The organism is Paenimyroides marinum, from assembly GCF_900108395.1.
Classification (GTDB): domain Bacteria; phylum Bacteroidota; class Bacteroidia; order Flavobacteriales; family Flavobacteriaceae; genus Flavobacterium; species Flavobacterium marinum.
In genome coordinates, this window is the sequence record NZ_FNXE01000024.1 from 1 (window position 1) to 18,309 (window position 18,309).

Genomic DNA, 18,309 nt, shown 5'->3' on the forward strand with positions numbered 1-18,309 from the left:
ATATTTAATTGGTTGACTACTTCGTTAACCAATCGAACGGGATGGTTTTGAGGAATTTTATTAAAAATATCTTCAGAAAAAAGACTTGGACTATTGGCTGGTAGCGACTTAAAGCGTATTTTTGACTTGTTTATCATACGAGCTCAAGATACATATTTTGAGTGTATAAACACAAAAAAAATCCCGAAAATTTTCGGGATTTTTGCGTTTTGTGACTTTTTAGACAGCCTCTTTCTATAAATTAGCTGCGATTTGCTTTGCAGTTGTCTCAAATTCTTGTGGTGTTAATGATGTTTTTCTCTGAAATCTGATATCATCCATGTCGTGTAACGGAATCAGGTGTACGTGTACGTGTGGCACTTCTAATCCAACAACCGACATCCCTATGCGCTTGCACGGAATAGCCTTTTCAATGGCTTTAGCAACATCATAAGAAAAATCCATCAATCTATTGTATAAATCTTTATCCAAATCAAAGATTTTATCTACTTCTTTTTTAGGTACACACAGCGTGTGTCCTTTTGTATTGGGATTGATATCTAAAAAGGCAATGAACTCATCGTCTTCTGCTATTTTGTACGATGGAATTTCTCCGCTGATAATTTTAGTAAAAATACTCATAACGTAAAGTTTAGTCTCTGCTGATTTCTAAAATTTCAAATTTTAATGTTCCGTTTGGTACGCTGATTTCTGCAATCTCACCTACAGATTTACCCAACAAACCTTTCCCAATAGGAGATGTAACCGAGATTTTTCCCGATTTCAAATCCGCTTCACTTTCTGCAACCAATTTATAGGTCAATTCCATTCCGTTTACCTTATTTTTAATGCGAACCGTAGAAAGCACCAATACTTTTGATGTATCCAACTGCGACTCATCAATTAAACGGGCATTTGCCAAAACTTCTTCCATTTTAGCAATTTTCAATTCTAACAAGCCTTGTGCTTCTTTGGCTGCATCGTATTCTGCATTTTCAGATAAATCGCCTTTATCACGTGCGTCTGCAATTGCCTGCGACGCCTTTGGACGTTCAACGCTTTTTAGAAATTCAATTTCGTCTCTTAATTTTTTTAATCCCTCTGCCGTGTAATATGATACGTTACTCATTTTCAATTCAATTTATAAAACAGAAAAAATCCCATACAAACGGGATTTTGTTCTTATGCGTTTATTTGTTAATATTTTTCGCTTTGATTATTTAGTCAAAGTTAATTAATTAAATTTGTTTTCCAAATGTTTTATAATGAAAAAGTTTATCACCTTGATTATATGTAGCGCAGTTGTTTTAATTTCTTGTTCTAAAGACGATTGGAACAACCAAAACCCTTATTTGCCTGAAATGGCGGTAAACGTTCCTATTAATACATCATTACCTACTTACAACACCTTAAATTATCCGGGAAACGCCATTTATATTGGCGGGTACGGAATAAACGGAATTTTAGTAATAAACACCGGAACGGGCATCAGGGCTTTTGAAGCTACTTGTGCCAATCACGGAATCAGCTCTTGTTCTAAATTAACATTAGAAGGGATTGAAGCAAAATGTAATTGTTCTGACGCATTGGTTTACAATCTGTATTTAGGGCTGGCGACTACCGATGCACAATATCCGTTAAAAGAATATCGCGTAAGCCAAAGTGGCAATATGATTACGATTTATAATTGAATTTCTACAAACAGAAACCCCGACGAATTTTAAAACTCATCGGGGGTTTATAAAACAGCATAAATAAAAATTTAAAACTTCAGCGAAACTCCGCCCAAAATATTAAACTGTGCTTGCGGATAATAACCAGCTCCATCTTTGGTTATAATGGTTCCCGGTACAGAATAATCATCATCATAGGTGTAATAAAATCCGTTAGATATGTATTTCACGTTGAAAATGTTGTTTGCCAGCACGTTGAACGTAATACTCTTAAACCATTTCGTCAAGGGGATTTCATAGTTGATACTGATGTCGTTTGTAAAATACGAATCTAATTTTGAAGCATCAGAATCGGTATTCCCCATGTATTGTTCGCCAACAAATTTGGTTAACCATGAAATATTTAACTGATTAACCGGATTGAAAGTCAAAGCATTCCCTACGATTACATTGGGCGAAAACGAAATATTGGTATCTCCTAAACTAACCATCTCTCCGTTAATTTGTGCCTTGTAATCACTATTTTTATTAGAGCTTAACGTAACACTTGGATTAATTTGCCATTTTTTTGCAAATTGCCACGTCCCGTCGATTTCCAAACCTAAACGATAGCTATCTCCACTATTTTCCCGAATAGCTGCCCCAACATCGTTCAATGCACCTGTTAAAACCAACTGGTCTTTGTACAACATATAATATCCGTTTACGTTTAATGACAATTTTTCTGACGCGTAACGCCACCCTATTTCAAAATCGTTTAACTTTTCAGGTTTTGGGTTACCGTTTTCGTAATCGGTTCGGTTGGGTTCGCGATGTGCACGGGCATACGAGAAATAAGTCTGATTGTTCGGGTTGATTTTATAGGTTAATCCCGCTTTCGGATTAAAGAAATTAAACGTATCGTTTACCAAGCCTGTATCGTTGCCATTGGCTTTGTAAGATACGTTTCGCAATTGAAGATCGCTATAGAAAATCCATTGGTCGTTAACTGTATAGGTTGCTTTTGCATAACCGTTTATGTCATTTTTAGTAGAATTGTCACGGTAATATTCCTGTGGAAATGTACTTTGAGGCTGTGATCTTATCCATAATACCTCGCCAAAATGATCGCCATCGTACGTGTTTGCAGCACCACCGAACAATAATTCTAAATTATTTTTAATGTATTGTGCCGAAAAAGTAATTCCGTAGAACTGATTGTCTAAATATTTTCTGCGGATCATGTCTGATTTGTCCTGTGTTTCTCCATTTACTTCAACCGGTGTAATATTGTAATCTGCTAAATCTTCGTCTGCTTTATAGTTTTCATAATATCCGAAACCTTTGGTGTAATGCACGGCAATACTGGTATTCCAATATTCATTCCACTTTTCGTTCCAATGTAACTGGTAGTGGTCTTGTTTGTAATTATCGGTTTCGTTATTGTAAAACTGCATTTTTCCGTCATTATCAAAATACATTCCCGATGTATTAAAACGGCGTCCGTACTTTGTAATATCACTCTCTTCTAACCCATTCCATGCCTGATATGTTTTTTCGTTCCCACCAAAGACCAAAGCTTTTAACAACGTTCCTTCGTTCACAAAAGTCCCCTGTAAAAAATAAGAATGTAATTTGGAGGAAGCACGATCAATGTAACCATCTGAATACAGATTGGATAATCTTCCGGTTAATTCAAAAGTGTTATTGACCAATCCGGTAGAAAATTTCACGGTGTGCTTACGGGTATTGAAACTTCCGAACGAATTAGATATTTCTCCGTTCGCATCGTAAGAATAAGCATCGGTCAATAAATTTAAACTCGCTCCAAAAGCACCGGAACCATTGGTTGATGTACCCACACCGCGTTGCAACTGCAGGTTTTCAACACTTGAGACAAAATCGGGCATATTGACCCAGAAACTTCCATGTGATTCAGCATCATTATACGGAATACCGTTTATGGTTACATTTACGCGTGTTCCATCGCTCCCACGCACTCGAATTCCGGTATATCCCACGCCGTTTCCTGCATCGGTGGTAGTTACAACCGACGGCATAAAGTTCATTAAAACAGGAATATCCTGACCAAGATTGCGTTTTGCCAGTTCTTTTTTGTTGAGATTGCTAAATGCAACAGGTGTTTTACTGTTCGCTCGAACAGCTTGCACCAAAACCTCGTCTAAAACCTCTGATGTAATTGTATCCTTTTGTACTTCATTAGCAATTTGTGCCTGTATAGACAACGAAGACAAGCAGAGTCCGGTTAACAAAAAATTGAATTTCATTCGTAAAATATATTTACAAATAAAAGGGGTCATTATTTTGTTGTGATTAATAAAAATATTTTCGCTATGAACAACTATTTATGTATGCACTCATAAAGTAATTTGTTCATTTCCCTTGGCAGCATTACCTGCCCAGGTTCTACGGGTATGATCTCAGCCGAAAGGCACCCCTTTGAGACAGGGCAAAGATAAAACAATAATTTATATTTATAACTTAAAGAGCAAAAATAAAAACACCTCGTAATCAATAAGTTACAAGGTGTTTTATGTACCTGAGGTGGGAATCGAACCCACACTCCGAAGAACACGAGTTTGAGTCGTGCGCGTCTACCAATTCCGCCACTCAGGCTTTTGCTTGAAATTGTGAGTGCAAATGTAAATACAAATTTTTTTAAAACAAATAAAATTTAAAAAAAAATACAATAGCTTTAAAATTATTTTTAAATTTGCACCCACAATACAACAAACAATAATAACTATTAAATTAAGCAATAATGAGTTACTTTGAACCCGAAGCAAAAGTATTTGCATGTTCACAAAGTAAAGAATTAGCAGAGAAGATCGCTAAACACTATGGTGTGGAATTAGGTAATGTTACCTTTTCACATTATAGCGATGGAGAATTTCAACCTTCTTTTGAAGAATCTATCCGTGGATTGCGGGTATTTTTAATCTGCTCTACTTTTCCAAGTGCCGATAATTTAATGGAATTATTATTAATGTGTGATGCTGCCAAACGAGCATCTGCACGTCACATTACCGCGGTAATACCTTATTTTGGGTGGGCACGTCAAGACCGTAAAGACAAACCGCGTGTACCGATAGGTGCAAAATTAGTCGCTAAAATGTTGGAAACTGCCGGTGCAACCCGTGTAATGACTATGGATTTACATGCAGACCAAATTCAAGGATTCTTTGAAAAACCGGTTGATCATTTATATGCATCGACCATCTTTTTACCGTACGTTGAATCATTAGGGTTAGAAAATCTAACCATTGCATCACCTGATATGGGTGGTTCAAAACGGGCGTATGCGTATGCAAAATATCTGCATTCAGAAGTAGTGGTTTGTTACAAACAACGCAAAAAAGCCAACGTAATCGACACTATGGAATTAATTGGAGATGTACAGGGCAGAAACGTTATTTTAGTAGATGACATGATCGATACCGGAGGAACATTGGCAAAAGCTGCCGATGTTATGATGGAACGCGGTGCATTAAGCGTTCGTGCGATTTGTACGCATCCTATTTTATCTGGTGGAGCATACGAGAAAATCGAAAATTCATCATTGACAGAATTAATCGTAACCGATTCTATTCCGTTAAAAAAACAAAGCAGTAAAATCCGTGTGTTAAGCTGTTCAGAATTATTTGCAGATGTAATGCACATGGTTCAGAACAACACATCGATCAGTGATAAATTTATCATGTAATTTTTTATTAATTTTTATATATTTAAAATGAAATCAATTTCAATTAAAGGACAAGAAAGAGAAAGCGTGGGTAAAGTAGCCACTAAAGCCGCACGTAATGCTGGATTGGTTCCTTGCGTAGTTTACGGAGGAGAACAACCAGTACATTTTACAGCTGAGGAAAAAGCATTTAAAAGCTTAGTGTACACTCCAAACGTACACACAGTTGCTGTTGATTTAGGTGAAAAAACAATCGACTGTATTTTACAAGATATCCAGTTTGATCCGGTATCTGACAAAATTTTACACATCGATTTCTACCAATTACAAGCTGATAAAGAAATTACGATGGAAGTACCTGTAAAAGTTGTAGGTAACTCTAAAGGTGTTATGGCAGGTGGTGTGTTACGTTTAAACCAACGTAAATTAAAAGTACGTGCTTTACCGGCTAACTTACCTGATTTCGTAGAGGCTGACATTACCGATTTAGAAATGGGTAACAAATTATACGTTACTAAAGTGCCAACAAACAACTTTAAATTGTTGCACCCAGACAACACTGTGGTTGCTCAAGTACGTATCTCTCGTGCGGCTATGAAAGCTGCTCAGGAAGCTGCAAAAGCAGAAAAAGGCGGAGCAAAAAAGAAAAAATAATTTATTCTTTTTATACAAAACAAAAGCCTCGATTTATTCGGGGCTTTTCTGTTTTTTATAATTTGGGGTAACCCCTTATAGTTATCGGAACGGTCGGGCTTTCCGCCATCGCTTTTTGTTTTGAAAAAAAAGAGTCCCAACCAAGAGGCTACAGTCCCCTTTTGCATAAAAAAAGACCACTCCGATAAAGAATGGTCTTTTTTTTAAATTATTTTTCTCTACTCAATCTCAGAAACACGAATAGTATTTACCATACCTTTTTCGATCAAAGGCATCGAAGCCAAGTTAATGGTGTAGTCGCCAGTAGTTACATAATTATTGTCTTTTGCCATTTGGTTAATATCTTCAATAGTAATATCGGTACTTTCGTATTTATCGTACCAAAAAGCGGTAACACCCCAAAGCAAACTCAACTGTGTTAACATGTGTTTGTTGGATGTATATGCTAAAATATGCGCATTAGGTCTCCAGGCTGAAATCTGGAAAGCGGTATAACCCGAATTGGTGAGCGTATTGATAACTTTTGCTTCAATATCATTCGCCATAATAGCCGCGTGGTAACAGATTGATTTGGTAATAAAACGCTTCGTCTTAATTTTAGGATCATTAACAGGCAATTTAATTAAATCAGAATTTTCAACGCTGTTAATGATTTGCGTCATTTTTTCGATTACCTGAACCGGATAATTACCTACCGATGTTTCGCCAGATAACATCACTGCATCGGCGCCGTCCATGACCGAGTTTGCTACGTCGTTTACTTCGGCACGGGTTGGCGTTAAGCTGGTAATCATGGTTTCCATCATTTGCGTGGCAATAATAACCGGAATACGCGCGTATTTTGCTTTGTGCACCAATTGTTTTTGAATTAACGGAACTTCTTGTGCAGGAATTTCAACACCCAAATCACCACGGGCAACCATTAATCCGTCGCAATGCGAAACAATTTTGTTGATGTTTGCAACTGCTTCCGGTTTTTCGATTTTCGCAATAATAGGAATTTTGTGATCGCTGTGTTCTTCAATTAACAAACGTAAATCTTCTAAATCTTCAGGAGTTCTCACAAAAGACAAAGCAATCCAGTCAACGCTTAATTTAACGGCAAAAATGGCGTCTTTAATATCTTTTTCGGTCAATGCCGGTAGCGACACTTTGGTGTTTGGTAAGTTAACTCCTTTTTTTGATTTTAAAGGACCGCCCTGAACAACCATGGCTCTTACTTCGTGTTCCCCATCTGTGTCAAGCACGGTAAAGATAAGTTTGCCGTCGTCTAATAAAATGGTTTCTCCCGGATTTACATCTTGCGGAAAGCTTTTGTACGTCATGTAAACCTTTTCGGCTGTTCCTAAAAATTCTTCTTTGGTAGAAAAGGTAATGATATCGCCTTTTTTAAGAACCACTTCATTTTTCATTACGCCTACGCGCAATTTGGGACCTTGTAAATCGGCTAATATAGATGTGTTATAATTAAACTCCTCATTTAATTCACGAATGATCTTTACTTTATCTTCGATATCAAAATAATCTGCATGTGAAAAATTGATCCTAAAAACATTCACACCGCTCTCAATCATTTGTTTAATTATCTCTTTGGTGCTGCAAGCCGGACCTAAGGTCGCAACTATTTTTGTTTTCTTTCTTGGTAACATATTAAAAAATTAAATTTTTTTGTGATTTTATACTTAAAGAATCCATATCAACAATAAACTGCGTAGATATGTTCTTTATATTTTGAAGCTTTTCCAATAATTCATCGGTATTAAATAACAAGTCGGCATTTTCGATCAACATAAAAAAATCAATGTTTTTCCATTCCGGAATCAGATAATTTGTTGCATTAAACACTTCATCATCTGTATGAAACAACGAATGATTGACATCTTCATTATTTTCAGAAAAATTTGATTTGTTTTCAAACAACCGCCATATCAAATGATTTTTTTGGTCTTCGTATTTAAAACTTCTAAAAAAAGCCGTTCCGTTATCTGTCAGCGAAATTTCCGGACTTACTTTATGAAAATGAACACCTAAAGATCGGTTTAAACAGTAAGCCATTTTATAATCGGGCATATTAGATTTTATGGCAACCAAGACAATATCCTCATTGCAGTCGCTCATATCATCTAATTTATAGATTATTTCGTTTGTATTTTTTCTCTGTAGTGTCATTTTAACAAAAATACAAAATATAAACAGACTTAATAAGTTAAACCAAATATTTAATCATTTTTTAATGATGCTCTATTTGATTTTGCAGAACGAAATAGGCACGTTGTGCCGCTTTTTCTTCTGCCTTTTTTTTGCTGGTTGCACGTGCGCGCGAAATCACAGCGTGGTTAAAGTGAAGTTTTACACAAAAATGTTTTACAGGATCTTTTCCGTTGTCGTCACAATTTTCAAATTTGAAATCGCATTTGTGTTTCTGGCAGTATTCAATAAACAAACTCTTGTAGCTTGATATTTTATTTTCCAGATATTCTAAATCCTTAAAATCAATCAGGATATTTTGGTAGATAAATTTTTCACAAGCTGTAAATCCGGCATCAATGTAAATGGCACCAATTAAAGCTTCTAACAAATTGCCGTAAATATTCTCGCCAAAGTTAGAAATTTTAGTTTTTGAGCGGATGAATTTTATGAGTTGCAATTTTTTTCCAATGCTGTTTAAATAAGCTCTGTTTACAATTTTTGAACGCATTTGGGTTAAATACCCTTCATCTCCCATCGGTGCATTTTTATATAGAAAGGCTGCAATGACCGAACCCAAAATGGCATCGCCTAAAAATTCTAAACGTTCATAATTTACCACTTCGCCGTTTATGGTTTTATTTAACGACCGGTGTGTAAATGCCGACTCAAAAAGAGGGGTGTTATTTGGCTTATATCCAATAATTCTTGAAATTTCAGAACAAAAAATCCCACTATTTTTAATAGGGGATTTTTTTATGAATATTTTTTTTAGCCAGTTCATAATGCTTATTACTTCTCTAGTTTTTTTACTAAAACACAAGCGTTGTGTCCTCCAAAACCAAACGTGTTACTCATTAAAACATTCACATCTCGTTTTTGAGCCGTATTAAAAGTGAAGTTTAATTTTGGATCGATATTTTCATCATCGGTAAAATGGTTAATTGTTGGCGGAATCACACCGTGTTCAATTGCTAAAATACAAGAAATTGCCTCAATAGCACCTGTTGCACCTAATAAATGTCCAGTCATAGACTTTGTTGAGTTTAGGTTCATTGTATAAGCGTGTTCTCCAAAAACTTCTAAAATGGCTTTAGACTCTGCAATATCTCCCAATGGTGTTGATGTTCCGTGCATATTTACGCCATCTACATCGGTTGGTTTCAATCCGGCATCTTGTAAGCAGTTTAACATTACGTTTTTAGCACCTAAGCCTTCAGGATGTGGCGCTGTAATGTGGTGTGCGTCTGCCGACATACCGCCACCGCCAATTTCACAATAGATCTTTGCTCCACGAGCTACAGCGTGTTCGTACTCTTCTAATACTAATGCACCGGCACCTTCGCCTAAAACAAATCCGTCACGCCCTTTGTCCATTGGTCTGGAAGCTGTTTTGGGATCGTCGTTTCTTGTTGATAAGGCGTGCATGGCGTTAAACCCACCGATACCTGCAATGGTAACAGCTGCTTCAGATCCACCGGTTACAATAACATCGGCCATACCTAAACGAATGTAATTAAACGCATCGATAATGGCATTGGTTGATGATGCACAGGCAGAAACCGTTGTAAAGTTGGGTCCGCGCAAACCGAATTTCATAGAAATTAATCCACCGGCAATATCGGCAATCATTTTAGGAATAAAGAACGGGTTGAATTTTGGTGTACCGTTTCCTTCGTTAAAACTGGTCACTTCGTCCTGAAAAGTTTGTAAACCACCTATTCCGGAACCCCAGATAACACCGGCTCTGTCTAAATTGATTTTTTCCAGATCAAATTTAGCATCTTCCATTGCTTCGGTTGCAGTAACCATAGCGTATTGGGTATATCTGTCCATTTTTCTTGCCTCTTTTCTATCGATAAAATCCTCGACATTAAAGTTCTTTACCTCACAGGCAAACTGTGTTTTAAAGTTAGAAGCATCAAAATGGGTAATTGGTGCCGCGCCACTTACTCCATTAATAAGTCCGTTCCAATATTCAGCAACGTTATTTCCAATAGGAGTCAGGGCACCTAAACCAGTAACAACAACTCGCTTTAAATTCATATAAGTATATTTTAATTAAAATAGTAAAACCCAAGTTTCAAAAAAAAACGAAACATTGGGTTGCTATATTTTATAGATTTTAAATCTAAAATTTTAATCTTAACTTAAAAAAGGAAATAATAACACCCGCGTAACATTATTGTTACGCAGGCTTATTAGTTATTATTTTTTAGCCTCTTCGATGTAAGAGATAGCTTGACCAACAGTAGCAATGTTTTCAGCCTGATCGTCTGGAATTTGAATATCAAATTCTTTCTCAAACTCCATAATAAGCTCAACAGTGTCTAATGAATCAGCTCCTAAATCATTTGTGAAGCTTGCTTCTGTTACAACTTCGTTTTCGTCAACTCCTAATTTGTCAACGATAATTGCTTTTACTCTTGATGCAATGTCTGACATAATCTTTTCTATTTTTTAAGTTTAATTGATGTGGCAAAAATATAAAACTTTCGCTTATTACCACACATTTAATTGTTTTTGTAACTGCGAAGTTAAAAAAATAATCTTTAAATGAATATTTTTTTCGACTTTTGTGGTGGTTAAATTACGAATTCAAAATCAAAATTCAAATAAATTTTCTTGTAATTATATGAAAAACATTGTTATACTAGCGTCAGGATCGGGCAGCAACGCCGAAAATATTATTGGATATTTTAGAAAAAAAAATATTTTACATCAATTTCATATTATTACGAATAAAAAAGACGCTTTTGTTTTAGAGCGTGCAAAAAAACTTGGTGTTACTGCAGAAATCATCACTAAAAAACAAAATGACGAAGGGGTGTTAGAAAAAAGATTACTCGAATTAAATCCTGATTTAATTGTGTTAGCGGGGTATTTATTGTTATTTCCTGCCGGTATTGTTCAACAGTTCCCGAACAAAATCATCAACATTCACCCTGCGTTGCTGCCAAAATATGGCGGAAAAGGAATGTACGGCAGTTTTGTTCACGAAGCGGTGGTTGCCAATAATGAAACAGAAACAGGCATCAGCATTCATTATGTTAGCGAATTATATGATGAAGGAGCTGTTATTTTTCAGGCAAAAACTTCAGTAGCTGAAAATGACACACCGGATGATGTTGCCCAAAAAGTACATCAGTTAGAATATGAACATTTCCCGAAAGTAATTGAAAAATTATTGAGCGATTAAAGAGATGACCCCACACCTATAAATATTTCGCTAATAAAACCCTCTGCTTCTTCACGGTTTAGTAAACGGCGAATGCACTTTTCGCTTAACCACAGTTTAATAACATCGGTTAACATATTGTGTGGATCTTCAAAAATAATATGATCAGCTTTGGTACGCACTTTAGCCGATTTTTTGCTTTCAATCTCAGTAATTTCTATTCGGTTAAATAAAGGTTTTGATAATTTATAATGTTTGTCAAAATATAAATTTCTTTTGTCGTAACTGCCAATTTCAAACGAAAGCGAATCATCAACTGCAAAAATAATATCGTTTTCAAAAACGTAATAATCGTTAATGATTGCTTTGTTTTTTAGATCAATATCTGTGTGGTTGTAGTCTTTACTATCCCAAAGTCGTGCAAGGGTATCGTTTGGAATATCAAAATAAATGGTATCGTTCTGTAAGTATTGTGCGTTACTTTTCGTAAATACAAAAATAAATAAAAGCGGAAGTAGTATTTTCATAAAGAAATTTTTATCAAACCTATCAAAAAAAATGCCAAAATAGAATCGTATTTTTGTCGAAATTAAAACAATATGCAACCAGAAATCCTTTTATATACCGATGGTTCATCACGCGGAAATCCCGGTCCGGGCGGCTATGGTGTAATACTTCATTTAAACAATACCAATCATTTCAAAGAATTGTCGCAAGGTTATAAAAAAACAACCAATAACCGTATGGAATTACTGGCTGTAATTGTTGGTTTAGAAGCTTTAACAAAAGACAATTTAAAGGTTTTGGTCGTTTCAGATTCTAAATATGTAGTAGATTCGGTTACAAAAGGCTGGGTTTTTGGCTGGGAAAAGAAAGGCTTTGCAGGTAAAAAAAATCCCGATTTATGGATCAGATTTTTAAAGATCTACCGCAAACATCAAGTAAAATTTCAGTGGATCAAAGGGCATAACAACCACCCAATGAACGAAAGATGCGATTTCCTGGCAGTTGAAGCATCAAAACAAAACAAACTTTTAATAGACGAGGGGTACGAAGAAAATGAAAATTAATCTATGTTAATGAATAACAAACGTGTTTGCGTATTAGTTGGTTTCGTATTATCTTTGCATCTCCATTTACAAACAACTATATGAGTAAGTTATTGATTGTAGGAACAGTTGCTTTTGATGCAATTGAAACCCCTTTTGGCAAAACCGACAAAATTTTAGGTGGTGCCGCAACTTACATTGGGCTATCGGCGGCACACTTTAACAATGTAGATTCTGCAATTGTTTCCGTAGTTGGAGATGATTTTCCACAAGAATATTTAGATTTGTTATCAAGCAAAAACATTGATATTTCGGGTATCGAAATCGTAAAAGGCGGGAAAACGTTTTTTTGGAGCGGATTGTACCACAACGATTTAAATTCACGAGATACCTTAGATACACAATTAAATGTTCTGGCAGATTTTAATCCGGTTGTTCCGCAGAATTTTAAAGATGCCGAAGTGATTATGTTGGGAAATCTGCATCCAAACATTCAAATCAGTGTTTTAGATCAATTAACCGCCCAACCCAAATTAGTGGTTTTAGACACCATGAACTTCTGGATGGACTGTGCTTTAGAAGAACTAAAACAAGTTTTAAAACGTATAGATGTTCTAACAGTGAACGATGAAGAAGCCCGTCAGCTTTCAGGCGAATATTCGTTGGTAAAAGCTGCTGAAATTATTCATACCATGGGACCAGAATATGTAGTTATTAAAAAAGGTGAACACGGTGCATTGCTTTTTAACGACAATCAGGTGTTTTTTGCTCCGGCATTACCATTGAAAGAAGTGTTTGATCCAACCGGTGCCGGCGATACCTTTGCGGGTGGTTTCTCAGGTTATATGGCACAGCAAGGCAATGTTTCGTTCAACAACATGAAAAACGCCATTATACACGGTTCCAATCTGGCATCGTTCTGTGTTGAAAAATTCGGAACACAACGTATGGAACAATTAGAAAAAGAAGAAGTAAACACACGTTTACAGCAATTTAAAATGTTAACCCAGTTCGATATAGAACTAACACAATAAAAACTAAAGCCCTTATTACGGGCTTTTTTTGGCTAAACAACAACACACAACAACTATGAGCGACGCTATAAAACACGAATGCGGCATTGCACTTTTAAGATTAAAAAAACCGTTGTCTTTTTATAAAGAAAAATACGGAACAAGCTTTTACGCCATTCAAAAAATGTATCTGCTATTAGAAAAACAGCACAACCGCGGACAAGACGGTGCCGGATTAGCAAGCATTAAACTGGATATGGAACCTGGCGAACGGTACATAAGCCGTGTAAGATCCAACAAAACCTCTCCCATTCAGGATATTTTTTCGCAGATAAACGCAAGAATTAATGAAGAATTAGAAGATCGTCCGGAATTGGCAAACGATATCGATGCACAGAAAAAAGAAATCCCTTATTTGGGCGAAGTATATCTGGGACACGTTCGTTACGGTACTTTTGGCAAGAACAACATAGAAAGCGTACATCCGTTTTTACGTCAGAACAACTGGATGCACCGCAACCTTATTGTAGCCGGAAACTTTAACCTAACCAACGTAAAGGTTTTGTTTGATGATTTGGTTCGTTTAGGACAGCACCCTAAAGAAATGGCTGATACCGTAACGGTAATGGAAAAAATAGGTCATTTTTTAGACGACGAAGTAGAAGAACTATACTATAACTTACGCGATACCGAAGGATTATCTAAAAAAGACGCTTCGCCTGTAATTGGTGAGCGTATAGATGTAGCACGTATTCTTCGCCGCGCTTCTAAAAACTGGGACGGTGGTTTTGCAATGGCAGGTATGCTGGGGCATGGAGATGCTTTTGTGTTGCGTGATCCGGCAGGAATTCGTCCGGCATTTTATTATGAAGACGATGAAATTGTTGTAGTAGCATCAGAACGCCCGGTGATTCAAACTGCCTTTAACGTTCCTTTTGAAGAAATCAAGGAATTAGATCCCGGCAAGGCAATCATTATTAAAAAGAACGGAAGTGTTTCTTTTGAACAGATTTTAGATCCGTTGGAAAGAAAAGCCTGTTCGTTTGAACGTATTTACTTTTCGCGCGGAAACGATGCATCGATCTACCAGGAACGTAAAATGTTAGGCAGAACCATGATGCCTTTAATTTTAGATGAATTAAAAGGCGATTTGGAAAATACGGTTTTTTCATATATTCCCAATACAGCTGAAGTTTCTTATTTTGGTATGGTTGAAGGGGCTCAGGATATCCTGAATCAACAAAAACAAGAGCGAATTTTAGCTGAAAAAGAACATTTAACACCTGAAAAATTACAGGAAATTCTTTCAAAAACCATTCGTTCAGAAAAAATCACCATAAAAGATGCGAAGCTTCGTACATTTATTACCGATGACAGCAACCGCGACGATATGGTGGAACACGTGTACGATGTTACATATGGTGTTGTAAAACCTACGGATACTTTGGTGGTAATTGATGATAGTATTGTTCGCGGAACAACGTTGAAAAAATCAATCGTTAAGATGCTGGATCGATTAACCCCTAAAAAAATCATCGTAGTTTCATCGGCACCACAAATCCGTTACCCGGACTGTTATGGAATTGATATGGCAAAAATGGAAACATTAATTGCTTTTAATGCGACTTTAGAATTGCTGAAAGACCGCAATATGTATCATATCATTGATGAAGTTTATGCAAAATGTAAAGCGCAGGAGCATTTGCCCGATGAAGAAGTAATTAATTATGTAAAAGAAATTTACGCACCGTTTACCGATGAGGAAATTTCTGATAAAATATCAGAAATGCTTCATCCTGAAACAGTAAAAGCCGATTTAAAAGTGATGTTTCAAACGGTTGAGAACCTTCATATATCGTGCCCTGATAATTTAGGCGACTGGTATTTTACCGGAAATTATCCAACTGCCGGAGGAAACAGAGTGGTAAACCGTGCATTTATGAACTTTGTTGAAGGTAAAGACGCAAGAGCTTATTGATAAAATAAAAAAACGCTGTTGAAATTCAACAGCGTTTTTTTATTAATGTGCATCTAACCAATTAGTGCCCTCGCCTATTTCCACTACTAACGGAACAGCTAACTGAAAGGCATTTTCCATTTCTTCTTTAATGATTGGTTTAACGATTACCAGTTCTGTTTTTGGAATATCAAAGACCAACTCATCATGTACCTGCAACAACATTTTGGTTTGCAAATTTTCTTTTATCAATCGGTTATGAATGTTAATCATTGCAATTTTAATGATATCGGCAGCCGATCCCTGTATGGGAGCGTTTACGGCATTTCGCTCTGCTCCTCCCCTAACTACCGCGTTTTGCGAATTAATGTCTTTTAAATACCTGCGACGCCCCGAAACCGTTTGTACATAACCATATTCTCGTGCAAACGCAATTTGGTTATCAATATAATCTCGTAATTTAGGGTAGGTTGCATAATAGGTATCAATCAATTCTTTGCTTTCTGAGCGGGTTAAGCTTGTTTGCTGGCTCAATCCAAAAGCTGAAACACCGTAAATAATTCCAAAGTTTACTGTTTTGGCATTGCTTCGCTGTTCACGGTTTACCTCATCTAGCGCTACATTAAAAACCTTAGCGGCTGTGGAACGGTGAATATCTTCGTTCTTTTTAAACGATTCAATCATATTGGGTTCTCCACTCAATGCTGCAATAATACGCAGTTCAATTTGTGAGTAATCGGCAGAAACCAATACGTGATGCTCATCTCTCGCAATAAACGCTTTACGAACTTTTTGTCCGCGTTCTGTACGGATTGGAATATTCTGTAAATTGGGATTGTTAGAACTCAAACGTCCTGTAGCCGCTACCGCTTGCATATAATCGGTATGTACCCGACCTGTTTTCGGATTGATTTGCGTTGGCAAAGCATCTACATACGTGTTTTGAAGTTTTACAATTTGTCGCCATTCTAAAATATCGCGTACCACTTCGTTGTCTTTTGCCAGGTCACTTAACACCTCTTCGCCTGTGGCATACTGACCTGTTTTTGTTTTTTTGATTTTACCCGATCCTATTTTTAGCTTTTCAAACAAAATGATTCCGAGCTGTTTTGGCGATGCCAGATTAAACTCCTCGCCTGCCGTTGTGTATATTTTTGCTTGTAATGTTTGAGCTTCCTTTGACAATTCCAGCGAAAGTGTTTTTAGGTAATCCACATCTAACCGGATACCTTCTGCTTCCATATCAGCCAATACAGAAACCAACGGACTTTCGATTTTATCAAACAATTCGCGGGTTTTGCTTTGATCTAACTTCGGAGCGAAAACTTCTTTTAACTGATACGTTACATCGGCATCTTCACCTGCGTATTCCTTAACATCTTCAACCGAAACATCGCGCATAGATTTTTGTCCTTTGCCTTTTTTACCGATCAATTCTTCGATTGGTTTTGGCTGATATTGCAAATAGGTTTCCGATAAAACATCCATATTGTGCCGCATATCCGGATTGATCAAATAATGGGCAATCATAGTATCGAACAAAAAGCCTTTAACTTCTACGTTGTAGTTTTTAAGAACTTTAATATCATATTTTAAATTCTGTCCGATTTTTACAATGTGTTCATTTTCTAAAAACGGACGTAATACTTCGATCAATTCCTGAGCTTCGGTTTGATTTTCAGGAAACGGAACATAATACGCCGACCCTTTTGTGTATGAAAATGCCATACCCACCAATTCGGCTAAATTAGCATCAATGTTTGTGGTTTCGGTATCAAAACATACTTCGGTTTGCTCCAATAAGGTTTTTACAAACAACTGAACGGCAAATTTCCCCTCTACCAACTGATAAAAATGATCGGTATTGGATAAGGTTTTGTAATATCCGTCGTCGGTAATTTTTATTTCGGTATCTCCTGTTTCAAATAATGAAAATTGTTCTTGTTGTCTGGCAGGTTGTTTCCCTATAGGTGTTGGTTGAACGACCGTTGCCCCATCTGCAAAAATCTTATCGAACTGTTCTTTCATCCTGCGAAATTCCAGCTCCTGAAAAATGTTTTCTGTTTTTTCAACATCGGGTTTATCTAAACGGAAAAATTCCTCGTCAAATTCTACCGGGCAATCCAAAAAGATGGTAGCCAGTTTTTTTGAAAGCAAACCAATTTCTTTATTCGCCTCTATTTTCTCTTTCATTTTTCCTTTGAGCTTATCGGTATTTTCCAGTAAGTTTTCCAATGAACCGAATTCTGCCAACAGTTTTTTGGCTGTTTTTTCACCCACTCCGGGCAACCCTGGAATATTGTCAACGGCATCGCCCATCATTCCCAAGAAATCAATTACCTGTAGCGGATGCTCTATTTCAAATTTAGCTTTTACTTCATCTACCCCCCAAATTTCAATACCGTTGCCCATACGCGCCGGACGGTACATAAAAATATTTTCAGAAACCAGCTGTGCATAATCTTTATCAGGCGTAACCATAAATACCTGAAAACCTTCTTTTTCGGCTTTTTTTGATAAGGTTCCAATTAAATCATCGGCTTCAATTCCGGGAACTTCAATAATGGGAATGTGCATTGCCTTTAAAATTTCATGAATGTACGGCACCGCAATCTTAATAGCCTCGGGCGTTTCATCACGGTTTGCCTTATATTCCGGAAAAATCTCACAGCGTGCGTGGCTTCCATCTTTATCAAAAGCTACCGCCAAATAATCGGGTTTTTCACGTTTAATAACATCCATTAACGAATTCATAAAACCCATGATCGCCGATGTATCCATACCTTTGGAATTGATTCGGGGATTTTTTATAAAAGCGTAATACCCGCGAAAAATCAGTGCGTAGGCATCTAAAAGAAATAATCGTTTTTGGTTCATAGTATCTGTTTCCTAAACTTCAAAAGTACGAAAAAGTTATGAGTTGTACATTTTTAGTTG

Annotated in this window: 17 protein-coding genes and 1 tRNA gene; 7 read left to right on the top strand and 11 right to left on the bottom strand. The window is 36.6% G+C overall.

Annotated elements, in window-relative coordinates:
• Positions 1-234: 234 nt before the first annotated feature.
• The gene (locus BLW20_RS08865; RefSeq protein WP_091099268.1) at positions 235-621 is read right to left on the bottom strand and encodes an HIT family protein; all 387 of its coding nucleotides are present in this window, start codon (positions 619-621) and stop codon (positions 235-237) included.
• A 10-nt stretch (positions 622-631) separates the two neighbouring features.
• The gene (greA, locus tag BLW20_RS08870; RefSeq protein ID WP_091099272.1) at positions 632-1,108 is read right to left on the bottom strand and encodes a transcription elongation factor GreA; all 477 of its coding nucleotides are present in this window, start codon (positions 1,106-1,108) and stop codon (positions 632-634) included.
• A gap of 136 nt (positions 1,109-1,244) precedes the next feature.
• Here greA and BLW20_RS08875 point away from each other — a divergent pair, with 136 nt between their 5' ends.
• Positions 1,245-1,670: a Rieske (2Fe-2S) protein gene (locus BLW20_RS08875; RefSeq protein ID WP_091099276.1), complete on the top strand. Its 426-nt coding sequence runs from the start codon at positions 1,245-1,247 to the stop codon at positions 1,668-1,670.
• Positions 1,671-1,741: 71 nt separating this feature from the next.
• Here the strand turns inward: BLW20_RS08875 and BLW20_RS08880 are convergent, their stop codons facing one another.
• Both BLW20_RS08880 and BLW20_RS08885 read right to left on the bottom strand, forming a co-directional pair.
• A complete protein-coding gene (locus BLW20_RS08880; RefSeq protein ID WP_091099279.1) occupies positions 1,742-3,919 on the bottom strand; it encodes a TonB-dependent receptor in 2,178 nt (725 codons plus the stop codon).
• Between the two features lie 269 nt (positions 3,920-4,188).
• A tRNA-Leu gene (locus BLW20_RS08885) sits at positions 4,189-4,268 on the bottom strand.
• Between the two features lie 145 nt (positions 4,269-4,413).
• Between BLW20_RS08885 and BLW20_RS08890 the strand changes: the two genes are divergently transcribed.
• Entirely contained in the window at positions 4,414-5,355 is a 942-nt protein-coding gene (locus BLW20_RS08890; RefSeq protein WP_091099282.1) for a ribose-phosphate pyrophosphokinase, read from the top strand.
• Between the two features lie 27 nt (positions 5,356-5,382).
• Positions 5,383-5,988 (top strand): 50S ribosomal protein L25/general stress protein Ctc, encoded by a 606-nt coding sequence (locus BLW20_RS08895; protein WP_091099286.1) that lies wholly within the window; start codon positions 5,383-5,385, stop codon positions 5,986-5,988.
• A gap of 218 nt (positions 5,989-6,206) precedes the next feature.
• Here the strand turns inward: BLW20_RS08895 and pyk are convergent, their stop codons facing one another.
• The 5 genes from pyk to BLW20_RS08920 form a co-directional block, all read right to left on the bottom strand.
• A complete protein-coding gene (gene pyk, locus BLW20_RS08900; protein ID WP_091099289.1) occupies positions 6,207-7,637 on the bottom strand; it encodes a pyruvate kinase in 1,431 nt (476 codons plus the stop codon).
• Position 7,638: 1 nt separating this feature from the next.
• Positions 7,639-8,157, bottom strand: coding sequence for an IPExxxVDY family protein (locus BLW20_RS08905; RefSeq protein WP_091099292.1), 519 nt, complete (start codon positions 8,155-8,157; stop codon positions 7,639-7,641).
• Between the two features lie 61 nt (positions 8,158-8,218).
• Complete coding sequence (gene rnc, locus BLW20_RS08910; RefSeq protein ID WP_091099296.1) at positions 8,219-8,959, bottom strand: ribonuclease III; 741 nt, start codon at positions 8,957-8,959, stop codon at positions 8,219-8,221.
• An 8-nt stretch (positions 8,960-8,967) separates the two neighbouring features.
• Positions 8,968-10,221, bottom strand: coding sequence for a beta-ketoacyl-ACP synthase II (gene fabF / locus BLW20_RS08915; RefSeq protein ID WP_091099299.1), 1,254 nt, complete (start codon positions 10,219-10,221; stop codon positions 8,968-8,970).
• A gap of 162 nt (positions 10,222-10,383) precedes the next feature.
• On the bottom strand, positions 10,384-10,620 hold the full coding sequence (locus tag BLW20_RS08920) for an acyl carrier protein (RefSeq protein ID WP_007137004.1): 237 nt from the start codon (positions 10,618-10,620) through the stop codon (positions 10,384-10,386).
• A gap of 190 nt (positions 10,621-10,810) precedes the next feature.
• On the opposite strand from BLW20_RS08920, the gene purN reads away from it, so the two are divergent.
• On the top strand, positions 10,811-11,374 hold the full coding sequence (purN, locus tag BLW20_RS08925) for a phosphoribosylglycinamide formyltransferase (RefSeq protein ID WP_091099303.1): 564 nt from the start codon (positions 10,811-10,813) through the stop codon (positions 11,372-11,374).
• On the opposite strand, the gene BLW20_RS08930 is transcribed toward purN, so the two are convergent.
• A complete protein-coding gene (locus tag BLW20_RS08930) occupies positions 11,371-11,880 on the bottom strand; it encodes a hypothetical protein (RefSeq protein WP_091099307.1) in 510 nt (169 codons plus the stop codon). The two genes, purN and BLW20_RS08930, sit on opposite strands and share 4 nt — an antisense overlap.
• Before the next feature lie 72 nt (positions 11,881-11,952).
• Between BLW20_RS08930 and rnhA the strand changes: the two genes are divergently transcribed.
• The 3 genes from rnhA to BLW20_RS08945 all read left to right on the top strand — a co-directional run bounded on the left by rnhA (position 11,953) and on the right by BLW20_RS08945 (position 15,393).
• A complete protein-coding gene (rnhA, locus tag BLW20_RS08935; protein ID WP_091099310.1) occupies positions 11,953-12,423 on the top strand; it encodes a ribonuclease HI in 471 nt (156 codons plus the stop codon).
• Positions 12,424-12,503: 80 nt separating this feature from the next.
• Entirely contained in the window at positions 12,504-13,436 is a 933-nt protein-coding gene (locus tag BLW20_RS08940; RefSeq protein ID WP_091099312.1) for a PfkB family carbohydrate kinase, read from the top strand.
• A 55-nt stretch (positions 13,437-13,491) separates the two neighbouring features.
• Entirely contained in the window at positions 13,492-15,393 is a 1,902-nt protein-coding gene (locus tag BLW20_RS08945) for an amidophosphoribosyltransferase (protein ID WP_091099317.1), read from the top strand.
• A 42-nt stretch (positions 15,394-15,435) separates the two neighbouring features.
• Here the strand turns inward: BLW20_RS08945 and polA are convergent, their stop codons facing one another.
• On the bottom strand, positions 15,436-18,249 hold the full coding sequence (polA, locus tag BLW20_RS08950; protein WP_091099322.1) for a DNA polymerase I: 2,814 nt from the start codon (positions 18,247-18,249) through the stop codon (positions 15,436-15,438).
• Positions 18,250-18,309 lie beyond the last annotated feature (60 nt).